We start from the raw sequence: 11,631 nt of genomic DNA, 5'->3' as shown, positions 1-11,631 counted from the left end.
GGACGGTCGGTCACCTACGATCCCGAGCGCTACAAGCAACGCAACACCATCGAGCGCTGCTTCCGGAAGATCAAGACCTGGCGCGGCCTGGCCACCCGCTACGACAAGGCACCCGAGAGCTACGCGGCCGGACTCCACCTCCGCGGATCGATCATGTGGCGGAAACTCCTCACCTCAACCACATGATCCCAACCCCCAACAGCCCCTAGGTCGTGTGGGGGGGCGCTTCTCCCGGCACGGAGGCCGGGCGGGGCCTCCCGGGTTGCAGCTTCCGTAGCGGTATGTGGTCCGGTGTACCCACGTCCCGCTCCGTCGAGGAAGGCCCCTGCTCATGTTCCCGTCCTCCGTCCCGCCGCGCCAGGTCAAGATCGGTGACGCGGCGGCCTTCGTCGGCACCACACCACGGGCGATCCGTCACTACCACGAGATCGGCCTGCTCCCCGAGCCCGTCCGGGGCGGCGACGGCCGCCGCCGCTACGGCTACGAGGACATGATCCGGCTGCTGTGGATCCGCAGGATGGCCGACGCCGGGATCGCCCTGGACGCCATCCGTGACGCCTTCGCCGACACGGCCCAGGCCGACAGCGACACCGACACCGTCGCCGTCACCGATACCGACACCGACACCGACGACGGCATCGCGGACACCCTGGAACGGCTGGCGGAATCCCTCCTCGCCCGGGAGGCGGAACTACGGCGGCAACGGACTGCCGTGCAGCGCATGCGTACCGAGGGAAGCAGGGCGGGTCTGCTCTCCGACCTCGTCACCAGCCGTCTCAAGGGCCTGCCCGAGGGCTCTCTGCGCCAGGCGGACCTGGACAGTCTGCTGGTCACCGAGCGGATCTTCGGCCCGCTCGGAGCAGCCGTCCAGGCCGGCCGCTTCATCGCCCTGGCCACCCACCCGGACCTGCGGAGGGAGTCCGACCGTGTGGACGCCGCCGAGGAGGCGCTCGACGACACGGTCGCTGTCGACGACCCCCGCGTGGCCCAAGTGGCCGCCGAACGGCACGCCTTCGAGAAGGCGCTGCACACCGCCATCGAGGACTCCGGCCTGGCGGAGGGCGACGACGCGCTCTTCGACCTCTGGGACACGTCGCACCCCGCTTCCGCCGACGAGGACGAGGACGAGAGCGAGGGCGAGGACGAGGACGAGGACGGGACCGGCCGGAGCTCGGGCAGGGAACACGAGACGATGAGCGCGTTCGAAGCCATCGGGAAGATGCCCTACGACTTCTCCCCGGCCCGCCTGCGCTGCATGGAACTGGCCGAAGAACTCGCCGCCCACGAGTCGACCGCTTCCTGAAACACGGCCCAGGGGTCTCCAGTATCCGGCGGCAGGGGGCCGGGGGCCTGGCCCCGGAGCCGGGAGCCAGGAGCCGGAGCCGGGAGCCGGGAGCCGCCCCTAGAGCTGGGAGCCGCCGCCGTCGACGACCAGTTCCGCCCCGGTGGTGTAGGTGGCGTCGAAGGCGAGGAACACCACCGCCTCGGCGACCTCCTCCGGTGTCCCCATGCGCCGCAGCGGGTTGTCCGCGGCCATCTGCGCCTTGGTCTGTTCCGCCGCGTCCTGCGGCATCGACTTCTCCAGGATCCCGGAGTCGATCGGGCCGGGGCTGACCGCGTTGACCCGGACGTTCCGCGGCAGGAGTTCCCGGGCCAGCGAGCGGGTCAGGGAACGCAGCGCCGCCTTGCCGGCCGCGTAGGCGCTGAGCATGGGCAGCCCCAGGGTGTTGGCGACCGAGGTGGTGAACACCACGCTGCTGCCCGCGGCCAGCAGCGGAGCGAAATGCTGCACCGTGAAGTACGGGCCCTTGACGTTGACCGTCATCAGCTGGTCGAAGAGTTCCTCGCTCGTCTCCTCGAACGGCGCGAACGCATTGACGCCGGCGTTGGCGAACAGGGCGTCGACCGTGCCGAATTCGGCCTTCACCCGGTCCGCCAGCGCGGCGATGTCGGACAGCGACCCGGCGTCGCTGTGCACCGCGGTCGCCCGCGGGCCGAGCTGCCTGCCCGCGGCGTCGAGCCGGGCCCGGTCGCGCCCGGTCACGAGCACCCGCGCCCCCTCGTCCACGAGCATCTGCGCGGTGGCCAGCCCGAACCCGCTGCTGCCACCGGTGACCACTGCCTTCTTTCCGTCGAACCGACCCATCGCGGACACACTCCTCCTGAGCGAAAAAATGGTGGATTCCCGTCCGGCGGGCCGTCCCGGCCGGACATCCACGAGTCAACAGCCGCCGGGCCAGGGGCGTCCAAGACCTGTTCCGCACCCCGTCATGCGGCAGCCGCATGACGGGTAGGCTGCCGATGTGTCCGACAGTGCCGCGCCCAAGCCAGTGCCCGTTCCCGGCCCGGACCTCGACCTGCGACTGGTGCGGTACTTCACGGCCGTCGCCGAGCACCTCAACTTCGGCCGGGCCGCCGCGGCACTGCACGTCGCCCAGCCCTCACTGAGCCGCCAGATCCAGCGGCTGGAGGACGCCCTCGGTGTGCGCCTGCTGGAGCGCACCCCCCAGGGCAGCACGCTGACCGCGGCCGGAACGGCCTTCCTCCCGCAGGCACGGGCGCTGCTGCACGCCGCCCGGCAGGCGGTGACCACCGCACGCGACGCCGCCCCGCCGCGCTCGCTCACCGTCGGCTATGTCGAGGACCTCGTCATCACCCCCGCGGTACGCGCCCTGCGGCGCCGCTTCCCCACCGCGCACGTGCACCCCCGCCACCTGGACTGGGACGAGACCCGCGCCCTGCCCGACGGCGGGGTCGACGCCCTCGTCGTGCGCACCCCGTTGCCGATCCCGGCCGACGGCCTGGATCTGACGGTCCTCTACGACGAACCCCGCGCGCTCCTCGTGCCGGCCGACCACCGGCTCGCCGGCGAGGAGTCCCTCACCTCGGCGGACTTCGCCGACGAGCCTCTCGTGGCCTGCACCGGCATGGCCGAGGTGTGGACCGGCTTCTGGCGGCTCGACCCGCGCCCGGACGGCAGCCCGGCTCCCGGCGGCCCGCTGCTCGTCGACACCTTCGAGGACAAGCTGGAGGTCGTCGCCGACGGCGGGGCGGTCGCCCTGGTACCGGTCGACGACCGGCGCTGCGGGCTGCGGGACGACCTGGTCACCGTGCCCGTCGAGGACATCGAGCCCTGCCAGGTGGTCGTCGCCACCCGCCACGCGGACACCAATCCGCTCCTCGGCCCCTTCCGCGCCTGCGCGAAGGAGCACCTGGTCCGCGGAGCCTGATCGGTTCTTCGGACAGGGGATGGCGGACGGAGTTCAGCCGGGCACGTCCATGCGCTGGGTGCCGATCACCGACAGCAGCCGTAGCGCCTCCTCCGCGGGCGAGCCCGGCTCGACGGTGTAGAGCACGAGCTGCTGATCCTGGTCGGAGATGTCGAGGAGATCGCAGTTGAGGGCGATCGGGCCGATCAGCGGATGGTTGACGGTCTTGCGCAGGCTGGACTCGGGGCGCACGTCGTGGGCGTCCCACAGCCGGCTGAACTCCGCACTGCCGGACAGGAGTTCACCGACCAGCCGGGCCACTTCGGGGTCCTCGGGGTAGCGGGCGGCGGTGGCGCGCAGCCGCCGGGCCGCGGCGCGGGCGAACGCCTCGGCGTCGAACGGGTCGTACAGCAGCCGCTCCCGCGGACGCGGCGCGAGGTAGGCGCGGCGCACGAGGTTGCGCTCGCGCCGGGGCACGGCGGAGAAGTCCTCCAGGAGGGCGGCGGCCAGGTCGTTCCAGGCGAGCACCTCGTAGGTGGCGGAGAGCACCACCGCCGCGGTGTGCGGCAGCCGCCGCAGCAGGTCCAGGATGCTCTGCGGCACGTCACGCGAGGGCCCGGCCGGCGGGCCGGGCGGCGCGCCGGCGAGGTGGTGCAGATGGTCGCGCTCGGCGTCCGACAGACGCAGGGCCCGGGTCAGACCGGCGAGCACCTCGCGCGACGGACGCGGACCGCGGGCCTGCTCCAGCCGCGTGTAGTACTCGGTCGAGATGAACGCGAGATGCGCCACCTCCTCGCGGCGCAGCCCCGGCGTGCGGCGGCGCGGCCCGGCGGGCAGGCCCACGGCGGCAGGGGTGATGCGCTCGCGCCTGCCGCGCAGGAAGCCGGCCAGCTCTCGTCTGTCCATACCCCCAGTGTGCGCCCGGCCCCGGAACCGACCCAGGTACCGCCGGTGCCTGGATCGGCTCGGCGGCCGGGCACAGGCTTGCCCTGACCGGTCGCGGTCCGCCCGGGTCCCGGCCGGTGCCGTCGGACCGACACATCGCCAACGCATCGCCACCCACCGAACAGAAATGGACGGGCACCATGTCCCACATGGTCAAGATGGTCATCACGCTGAAGCGCCGCGAGGGCATGACGCACGGTGAATTCACCCACTACCAGCGGAACATCCACCGGCCGCTGCTCCTGTCCATCCCGGAGGCGCAGCAGTACATCCGCCGCTTCGTGGTGTCGTATCCCGTCCCTGCCCCGAACTATCCCGAGCCGGACTACGACTCCGTGGTCGAGGCGTGGTTCGACTCGATGGACGACCTCAACGCGTTCTACTTCTCCGAGAACTTCCTGAAGCATGTCGATCCGGACCACGAGAACTTCATCGACCTGAACGCCTTCGGGCGCATCGTCTCCGAAGAGGAAGTCGTCGTCGGCTGAGGGGCCGCGGAGGCGGCCGTAGCGTCACAGCTCCTCAGCGGAGGCCATCGGGCCCGGCTCCCCTCCGCGCGGTAGCGGTCCTCCCGCGCCGCGCCGGAGCCGGCCCGACCCCGGTCACCGACCCCGACGCCTCCCCCTCACCACTCCTGGTCCACCGCGCCCCTGACAGCCGAGACGAACGCGGCCCAGCCGCCCGGGGGAAACATCAGCACCGGCCCGTGCGAGAGCTTGCTGTCCCGCACGGGCACGACACCGGAAACCCCGCCCGCCACCTCGACGCACTCGCCGCCGTCCTGGTTGCTGTAACTGCTCTTGCACCAGCGGACAGCCTCACCGGGGCAGGTCATGCCCTCAACTCCCCGCCGCCGACAGCCGAAACGAACGCAGCCCAGCCGCCAGCCGGAAAGCTCAACACCGGACCCTGCGGGAACTTGCTGTCACGCACCGGAACAACGGCGGCGAGCCCGTCCGCCACCTCGACACACTGGCCGCCGTCCGGGTTGCTATGACTGCTCTTACGCCAACGGACCGCCTCGCCGAGATACGTCATACGCTCAACTCCCCGCCCCCGACAGCCGAGACGAACGCAGCCCAGCCGTCCGCCGGAAACACCAACACCGGTCCGTGCGAAAGCTTGCTGTCACGCACCGGGACAACGGCGGGGAAGTCATCGGATACCTGGACGCACTGGCCGCCGTCCTGATTGCTGTAGCTGCTCTTGCGCCAGCGGACAGCCTCATCGGGTGGGCTCATGCGCTCAACTCCCCGCCTCCGAGGGCCGAGACGAACGCAGCCCAGCCACCAGCCGGAAAGCTCAACACCGGACCGTGTGGGTACTTGCTGTCCCGCACAGGCACGACGACGCCGAAGTCATCAGACACCTCCACGCACGCGCCACCGTCCTGATTGCTGTGACTGCTCTTGCGCCAGCGGACAGCCTCACCGGGTGGCATCATGCACTCAACTCCCCGCCTCCGAGGGCCGAGACGAACGCAGCCCAGCCGCCAGCCGGAAAGCTCAACACCGGACCGTGTGGGTACTTGCTGTCCCGTACGGGCACGACAGCGGCGGAGTCATCAGACACCTCCACGCACGCGCCACCGTCCGAGTTGCTGTAGCTGCTCTTGCGCCAACGGACCGCCTCATCGGGGTACGTCATCCGCTCAACTCCCTCCCGCACACCGCTGAAACGAACGCCGACCAGCCGTGCTCCGGAAACACCAACACCGGTCCATTCGAAAGCTTGCTGTCGCGCACCGGGACAACGGCGGGGAAGTCATCCGAGACCTCGACACATTCGCCGCCGTCCTGATTGCTGTAGCTGCTCTTGCGCCAGATCGCTGCGCTCAGGTCGAGGGCTCGCACGGTACTTCCTCCAGCATGCGTAGGACGAACTTCCGCGACGCAGACGGTGAGAGCGCCAGGTCGCGGACTGCATCGTACGCACGTTGCAAGCCCTCGACCGGTCCGGTTTCTTCGATGAGTTCGCCTCGGTACCCGTTCTCGGTGTACGCAACGGTACGCCCCTCTGGCAGGCGTAGGAACATGCCAGCAGCGCCCATCATTCCGTGCAGCCCAGCGCTGAACGGCATCACATGGAGGGTCACATTCCCCCGGTCCGCCATCTCCCCCAGGTACTCCAACTGCTCACGCCAAGCGGCAGCGTCCCGTAGGGGTGTGCGGAGGACGGCCTCCGAGAGGATCGTGCGGAACGGTGGGGCGTCGTCGCCGTCCAGGAGGGTGCGGCGGCCCATGCGGGCCTGGACCTGCTGTTCCAGTTCCGGTCCCTTCAGGCCGCCCGCCGCGAGGACTTCCCGCGCGTACGCGGGGGTCTGCAACAGCCCCGGCAGCACGCTCACCGCGAAGTGCCACAGGCTCGTCGCCGTGGCCTCCAACGCCATGTAGCGGCGGTACCGTTCGCGGAACTGGGTCTGGTCGTTGATGGCCAGCTCCCACAGCGCGAGCAGCAGGCCGGGGGTCCCGTAATACTGGTCGAGCGCCTCGACGACCTCGGGGCCGCCGAGCGTCTCGCCGTTCTCCATCTTGCCGAACAGGGACCAGTCCCAGCCCAGCCGTTCCCCGAGCTGGCGCAGGCTCTCGCCGCGCCGGGTCCGCAGGGATCGCAGCTCCTCCGCGAACCGGGCGCGTGGCTCGCGGCTGCGCCCGGTGACCGCCCGCCTCGTCGGCATGGCGTACCTCCGTGGAATTCCGTGGAATGTGTGGAACGTACGGCGACCGGCCGGGGAAGCACACGCCGTCGGTGGCTTTCGCAGCTCCGCCGAGGGCGCATTCTCGTAATGCGCCCTTCACGCACGGTATGCGACCGGACGTACCCAAGAGGGCGAATCCCCACACGAGTTGACAAACGGAGCGCAGGTATGAATGAGCAGCGACGCCTCCACGAGCAGGACGCCAAGATCCGGGAAGCGGTGGAGGCGCGGGACGCCCTCGCCGACGCGCTCACCCGCGCGGGCGTCCAACTGCCCGCCATGGACGTACGGACGCCGTGGCGCGAGGCGGCGGCGGAGGCCGATGACCCGGCACGCGCCGCCCGTTACGCGCTCGTACACCTCGGGGTGTGCTCGGCACCGGTCGCCTGCGAGCTGGCGGCCGTCATCGGGCGGGGCGCCGACCGGTGACGGACGGCGGTGACCGGCCGCCGCGGGCGCGGGACGCCGCAGCGCCCGGGCCGGTACCGGGCTCCGCCGTGCACGACCCCGACACCGGACGGATCGGCGTCGTCGCGGGCCGCGCGGGCACAGGTCTGCGGCTGTACCCGCTCGGTGGCGGCGGCACCTGGCAGGCCGACCCGCGGCACGTCCGGCTGCTCACGCACGCGGAGTTGCTGAGCGCACGGGTCGCGGAGGCCAACGCGCGCACCCGGCGGGCGATGGAGGTACGGGGCGAGTCCGTGGACGGCCGAGGGCGGTCGGGGTCGGCCGTGGAGTCAACGGGCTTGTGAGAACGGCGCGTTGGCCGTGCCGTGCGGGGCAACACTGAGGAGGGAGCGGGGCGGGGCCCGGTTCGACCGTGGGAGGGGTGCCGGTGACCGGTGATCGAGGGCAGCGGGGGCGGGTGCGGCTCGCACGGCAGCGTCCGGCGCCGGACCGGGTACGGCCACGAGGGCGTACGGAAGGTTCCGGGCGGGGGCGCGGAGGCGGGGCCGGGGGCGCGCGGAATCGGAGCGTCTGGCAGCGCTTCCGGCGGGCCAACTGGTCGCACGCCGTCACGGTCACGGGAACGGCGCTCGCCGCCGTCGCGGCCATCGGTGGGCTGTGGGCCCAGGCCGTCGCCTCGTACTGGACGCAGGAGACGGCGGAGGATCAGCTCTCCCAGTCCCGGGAGGAGAGCGTGCGCCGGCTGCGGGACCAGGCGTCGAAGGTGACGTACTGGGGCGGCGGCGGTTCCGCGTTCCGCTGGGGCGGCACCGGCGCCGTCGGGTCGAGCGGTGACGGTTCGTCGGCCCTCCATGTCCTGAACAGGTCGCCCGATCCGGTCCCCCGGGCCGCCATCGGCGTCGAGATCCGCACGAAGGACCCGGACGACGTCGAACTCAAGCGGGAGGTCTGGGTGATCTCCCTGACCGACATCCCTCCCTGCACCCATATCGCGTATCCGGAGTCCGAACTGGTCCTGGGGGCCGTGTACGCCGAGGACGACAGGAGGACGATCGCCGGTGAGAAGGGCGTCTGGAACCCCCTCTCCATGAAGTTCACCGACACCCGGGGAAGGGAGTGGACGCGCACCGAGACGTCCCTGAAGGGCGGGTCGGCGCCGGGCGGCGCCGACGGCAAGGCCATGGACGCCATGGACGCCATGGACGCCATGGACAAGGCTGTGCAGGAGAGACGCCACCTCGTGGGTGAGGACGCCGAGGTGCGCGCAGCCGATTCCTGCGAGGACGCGAACGGGGGCAGCGGGGCCGGCTGAACCGGCTGAGCGGCCGGGCAGCCGGGGGCGTCACCCGGGGCTGCTCCAGCGGGGGCCCACGGCCGTCCACTGCTCGTCCCAGGAGGCGAGGTTGCGGCGGTCCAGGCGGCGGCAGCCGACCGTGTAGGCGAGGAAACCGGTGAGCACGGTGGCGACGGCGGCGCCGAGGGACCAGCCGAGTGCGCGGTTGCGGATCTCGCCCGGCTGCATGGGCGGGGCGGTGAGGGCGCCGGTGTCGTCGGTCCACAGGTCGACGGTGGCGCCGGCGGGCAGTCCGCCGGGGACGTCGGCCGTGCCGGTGCGGGTGCGTCCCGTCGCGTCGGTCCAGCGGACCCGGGCGGGGTAGCGGGTGTGCCGGGCCTCGTCCGAGCCCGGTTCGGGGTGGTGCGGGGAGCCTTCGAGGAGGGTGGCGGCCACCCGGTGCAGGTCCCGGGCCTGCTGGTGCGCGGTCTGCTGGAACCTGTGCTGTGCGACGGACGCCGTCCACAGGGCGAGCGCGGGGGCGGTCAGCAGCACGGCCGCGGCCGTCACCAGGCCGAGGGCGGCGCGCAGCCGGTCGGTGGGGCGCAGCAGCGGACTGTGCCGGTGGCGCCACCACAGCAGCGGGAAGCGGGGCGGCGGCTGACTGTGCGGTATCAGGTCGGGCACGGCCTTTCCTTCCGGGACGAAGAGGCGGAGGGACGGAGGGATGGGGACGAGTGGTGGGGACGGGTGCGCGGGGGCGAGAGCGGGGTGGGGTGCGGTGGAAGAGTGTTGCGGTGCGGGGCGGGGGCTGAGCGGGTCGGGCAACTCCCTTGTCAGGGGCGGGAGTCGGGGGACGGGTTCGGGGCGGCGGGGTCCGGCGCCGGGGGGCGGTGGCGCAGGCCGGGCAGGAGCGCCGCCGCCCCGCGTACGGCCGCCGCGTGCGGTGCGGGCGCCGTACGGACCGGTGTGTCCAGCCGTTCACCGAGCAGCCGGGCCGTACCGGGCCGCAGCGCCCCTCCCCCGGCGACGAGGACACCGCGCCGCAGCGCGTCCAGGGTCGTGGGCGTACGGTCCTGCCGCAGCATGCCGGTCACCATGGCGACGACCGCGTCGACGAGCCCGTCGCGGGTGGTGGTGCCGTCCAGGTCGCAGGTGCCGAGCGGGGTGCGCCGGGCGTCGGAGACCGCGCCACCGCTCAGCACGAACACCTCGGTCAGATGGGCTCCGAAGTCCACGACGAGCAGCGGCCGGGACAGATCGGCGTCGGCGCCCAGCGCGATCGCCCGCGCGGTCGGCACGGTGTGCACGGCGTACGGGCGCAGGAACTCCAGGGCGCTGCGGGCCGCTTCGCGGTAGATCACCCCGCCGAGCACGGGCGTCGTCACGACGAACACCGGCCGGGCGAACCGGGAGGTGTGCCGGTGCAGCAGCCGCCGCAGCATCCGGGCCGTCCCCGCGGCGTCGACGATGGTGCCGCGCTGCACGGGGTGGGAGGCGCCGGGAAAGGTGATGGTGGGCACGTCGAAGATGACGCCGCGCCCGGGAACGCACGCCCGGGTGCGGTCACTTCCGAGGTCGAGGGCGATGGCGGTGCGCGGCAGCAACGCCGTCCGGAGCCGGCCCGGGCGCGCCGGACGGCCGGAGAAGCGCAGGGTGCTCACCGTCGGGCCCTCCTCCCCGTCGAACGGGCCGAGCGGCACCCGCCGCAGTAGCGGGCCTGCGGGACGACGGCCAGGTGCGCGCGGTCGATCGGGCCCGCGCACGCGTGGCAGGAGCCGTAGCGGCCCGCGTCCATCCGGGCCAGTGCGGCGTCCACGTCGGCGAGCATCATCCGGGCCGAGTCGGCCAGCCGCGCCCGGCCGGGCGGCGTGACCTCCTCGCCCGGCCCGACCGGACCGTCACCGCCGTCCGGGCCTGCGGCTTCGAGTTCCCGCAGCTGGGCGAGGCGGAAGCGGCGCTGCCCCAGGAGGTTCGCGCGCAGCGCGCCGAGGTCCTCGGGGGCCAGGCCGACGGGGACGGCGGTGATCGCCTGGTGTTCCACTGTTGTCACCCTTCCAGGGCGAGGGGGGCGGTGCCGGCGCCTACCCGGCGGGGTCGGTCGGTGCGGGGGTTCGGGGGTACGCGGGTGCGGGGCGCGCGCCTCGGTGCCGTGCGGGGCCCACCCGGGGTGCTCGACGCTGCGGGGCTCCGGGCGCGCGCCCGACGCTGCGGGGCTCCGGCGGCGGACAGGCACGGGCGCGGCGACAGGCACCGCGCAGCCCCACGTGCGGCCCGGCGCAAGGGCAGATACGGCGCAGCCTTCCGCGCGCCCCGGCGCCGAGCACAGCGGGGGCGCAGTACAGCGGGGGCGCAGTACGGCGGAGGCGCAGTGCGGCGGAGGCGCAGTGCGGCGGAGGCGCAGGGCATCGCCGGAGGCGGAGGCGCAGTGCGGCGCCGGGGGCGGAAGGCGCATGGCGGTACGGGCGAGGGAGAGCGCGCGGCGGCACCGGCGGCGGACGCCGGGCGGTGCGGGCAGGCGGGAGGCATACGGCGGGGTGGGGCAACTCGGCAGTGGGGCCGGGCTATTGGGTGCGGGCTCGGCATCCCACGCAGCACCGGGCGTACGGCAGGATCTCCAGCCGCTCGGGCGGAATGAGCGCCCCGCACCCCTCGCAGACGCCGTACGCGGCCGTGCCCAGCCGCTCGAACGCCGCGTCGACCTCGGCCAGCACGCGGCGGACGGCCTCCTCCTGGGCGGCCACGAGATTGCCGTCCGCTCCGGCACCGGCCTCGGCCAGGGCACGCAGCTGTTCCTGCCGCGCGGTCCGCTCGTGCTCCAGGCGCCGGCGGGCATCCTGCTCGGTCAGACGGGCGTGGCGGGCCGTTTCAGATGGCATCGGTGGCTCCGGGTTCGTTCGCGGGGCGAGCCGGGTCAGGGGTTGCCCGGCCTTTCATCCTGGGTGCCGGGCGCCCCGTCGGCCATGGGCTCCGGCACCCATTTCCGCGAGGTCGGAGGGTGTAGCCGGCGCCCCGGCGGGGGGATGCGGCCGACCCCGGGGCGGGAGCGGTGCCGGTGTGGCCGATAGTGGGGAGGGGGAAGCCGGGGTGGCCCGGGA

Annotated in this window: 19 protein-coding genes and 1 pseudogene; 7 read left to right on the top strand and 13 right to left on the bottom strand. The window is 73.0% G+C overall.

The window, feature by feature from the left end:
- Both SCA03_RS12970 and SCA03_RS12965 read left to right on the top strand, forming a co-directional pair.
- A pseudogene (locus SCA03_RS12970) lies at positions 1-186 on the top strand (IS5/IS1182 family transposase); the annotation flags it as partial.
- A 145-nt stretch (positions 187-331) separates the two neighbouring features.
- Positions 332-1,303 (top strand): MerR family transcriptional regulator, encoded by a 972-nt coding sequence (locus tag SCA03_RS12965; protein WP_086816636.1) that lies wholly within the window; start codon positions 332-334, stop codon positions 1,301-1,303.
- A 99-nt stretch (positions 1,304-1,402) separates the two neighbouring features.
- On the opposite strand, the gene SCA03_RS12960 is transcribed toward SCA03_RS12965, so the two are convergent.
- On the bottom strand, positions 1,403-2,146 hold the full coding sequence (locus tag SCA03_RS12960) for a glucose 1-dehydrogenase (protein WP_030891807.1): 744 nt from the start codon (positions 2,144-2,146) through the stop codon (positions 1,403-1,405).
- Positions 2,147-2,303: 157 nt separating this feature from the next.
- On the opposite strand from SCA03_RS12960, the gene SCA03_RS12955 reads away from it, so the two are divergent.
- A complete protein-coding gene (locus SCA03_RS12955) occupies positions 2,304-3,230 on the top strand; it encodes a LysR family transcriptional regulator (RefSeq protein ID WP_086816639.1) in 927 nt (308 codons plus the stop codon).
- Between the two features lie 33 nt (positions 3,231-3,263).
- On the opposite strand, the gene SCA03_RS12950 is transcribed toward SCA03_RS12955, so the two are convergent.
- Positions 3,264-4,115 (bottom strand): helix-turn-helix transcriptional regulator, encoded by an 852-nt coding sequence (locus SCA03_RS12950; protein ID WP_086816640.1) that lies wholly within the window; start codon positions 4,113-4,115, stop codon positions 3,264-3,266.
- Positions 4,116-4,294: 179 nt separating this feature from the next.
- Here SCA03_RS12950 and SCA03_RS12945 point away from each other — a divergent pair, with 179 nt between their 5' ends.
- On the top strand, positions 4,295-4,642 hold the full coding sequence (locus SCA03_RS12945) for an EthD domain-containing protein (protein ID WP_230988622.1): 348 nt from the start codon (positions 4,295-4,297) through the stop codon (positions 4,640-4,642).
- Between the two features lie 137 nt (positions 4,643-4,779).
- Here SCA03_RS12945 and SCA03_RS12940 read toward each other — a convergent pair whose 3' ends face one another.
- Genes SCA03_RS12940 through SCA03_RS12910 form a run of 7 tightly spaced genes read right to left on the bottom strand, consistent with a single transcriptional unit; the run spans position 4,780 to position 6,831 of the window.
- Positions 4,780-4,989, bottom strand: coding sequence for a DUF397 domain-containing protein (locus SCA03_RS12940; RefSeq protein WP_086816642.1), 210 nt, complete (start codon positions 4,987-4,989; stop codon positions 4,780-4,782).
- Positions 4,986-5,192: a DUF397 domain-containing protein gene (locus tag SCA03_RS12935; RefSeq protein WP_086816644.1), complete on the bottom strand. Its 207-nt coding sequence runs from the start codon at positions 5,190-5,192 to the stop codon at positions 4,986-4,988. Before SCA03_RS12935 ends, SCA03_RS12940 begins: the two co-directional genes overlap by 4 nt.
- On the bottom strand, positions 5,189-5,395 hold the full coding sequence (locus tag SCA03_RS12930; RefSeq protein WP_030885741.1) for a DUF397 domain-containing protein: 207 nt from the start codon (positions 5,393-5,395) through the stop codon (positions 5,189-5,191). The genes SCA03_RS12935 and SCA03_RS12930 overlap by 4 nt, the downstream gene beginning before the upstream one ends.
- A complete protein-coding gene (locus tag SCA03_RS12925) occupies positions 5,392-5,595 on the bottom strand; it encodes a DUF397 domain-containing protein (RefSeq protein WP_371863928.1) in 204 nt (67 codons plus the stop codon). The genes SCA03_RS12930 and SCA03_RS12925 overlap by 4 nt, the downstream gene beginning before the upstream one ends.
- Positions 5,595-5,801, bottom strand: a complete 207-nt coding sequence (locus tag SCA03_RS12920; protein ID WP_078873701.1) for a DUF397 domain-containing protein — start codon at positions 5,799-5,801, stop codon at positions 5,595-5,597. The genes SCA03_RS12925 and SCA03_RS12920 overlap by 1 nt, the downstream gene beginning before the upstream one ends.
- The gene (locus SCA03_RS12915; protein WP_030885745.1) at positions 5,798-6,007 is read right to left on the bottom strand and encodes a DUF397 domain-containing protein; all 210 of its coding nucleotides are present in this window, start codon (positions 6,005-6,007) and stop codon (positions 5,798-5,800) included. Before SCA03_RS12915 ends, SCA03_RS12920 begins: the two co-directional genes overlap by 4 nt.
- Positions 5,989-6,831 (bottom strand): helix-turn-helix domain-containing protein, encoded by an 843-nt coding sequence (locus SCA03_RS12910; RefSeq protein ID WP_086816646.1) that lies wholly within the window; start codon positions 6,829-6,831, stop codon positions 5,989-5,991. The genes SCA03_RS12915 and SCA03_RS12910 overlap by 19 nt, the downstream gene beginning before the upstream one ends.
- A 189-nt stretch (positions 6,832-7,020) precedes the next feature.
- Here SCA03_RS12910 and SCA03_RS12905 point away from each other — a divergent pair, with 189 nt between their 5' ends.
- The 3 genes from SCA03_RS12905 to SCA03_RS12895 all read left to right on the top strand — a co-directional run bounded on the left by SCA03_RS12905 (position 7,021) and on the right by SCA03_RS12895 (position 8,572).
- Complete coding sequence (locus tag SCA03_RS12905; protein WP_086816647.1) at positions 7,021-7,281, top strand: hypothetical protein; 261 nt, start codon at positions 7,021-7,023, stop codon at positions 7,279-7,281.
- Positions 7,278-7,604 (top strand): hypothetical protein, encoded by a 327-nt coding sequence (locus tag SCA03_RS12900; protein ID WP_308697779.1) that lies wholly within the window; start codon positions 7,278-7,280, stop codon positions 7,602-7,604. The genes SCA03_RS12905 and SCA03_RS12900 overlap by 4 nt, the downstream gene beginning before the upstream one ends.
- An 83-nt stretch (positions 7,605-7,687) precedes the next feature.
- Positions 7,688-8,572: a hypothetical protein gene (locus tag SCA03_RS12895; RefSeq protein ID WP_141275376.1), complete on the top strand. Its 885-nt coding sequence runs from the start codon at positions 7,688-7,690 to the stop codon at positions 8,570-8,572.
- A 30-nt stretch (positions 8,573-8,602) separates the two neighbouring features.
- Here the strand turns inward: SCA03_RS12895 and SCA03_RS12890 are convergent, their stop codons facing one another.
- The 4 genes from SCA03_RS12890 to SCA03_RS12875 all read right to left on the bottom strand — a co-directional run bounded on the left by SCA03_RS12890 (position 8,603) and on the right by SCA03_RS12875 (position 11,412).
- Entirely contained in the window at positions 8,603-9,220 is a 618-nt protein-coding gene (locus SCA03_RS12890) for an Rv1733c family protein (RefSeq protein WP_030891779.1), read from the bottom strand.
- 149 nt (positions 9,221-9,369) lie between these two features.
- Complete coding sequence (locus tag SCA03_RS12885) at positions 9,370-10,197, bottom strand: rod shape-determining protein (RefSeq protein WP_063764694.1); 828 nt, start codon at positions 10,195-10,197, stop codon at positions 9,370-9,372.
- Positions 10,194-10,577 (bottom strand): TraR/DksA family transcriptional regulator, encoded by a 384-nt coding sequence (locus SCA03_RS12880; RefSeq protein WP_141275375.1) that lies wholly within the window; start codon positions 10,575-10,577, stop codon positions 10,194-10,196. The genes SCA03_RS12885 and SCA03_RS12880 overlap by 4 nt, the downstream gene beginning before the upstream one ends.
- Before the next feature lie 520 nt (positions 10,578-11,097).
- Positions 11,098-11,412, bottom strand: a complete 315-nt coding sequence (locus SCA03_RS12875) for a TraR/DksA family transcriptional regulator (RefSeq protein ID WP_030885780.1) — start codon at positions 11,410-11,412, stop codon at positions 11,098-11,100.
- Positions 11,413-11,631: the final 219 nt, after the last annotated feature.

The sequence above is a fragment of the Streptomyces cacaoi genome (assembly GCF_006539165.1).
Lineage (GTDB): Bacteria > Actinomycetota > Actinomycetes > Streptomycetales > Streptomycetaceae > Streptomyces > Streptomyces cacaoi.
The sequence above is the reverse complement of the archived record's forward strand: the minus strand, read 5'-3'. Positions and strand labels throughout refer to the sequence as shown.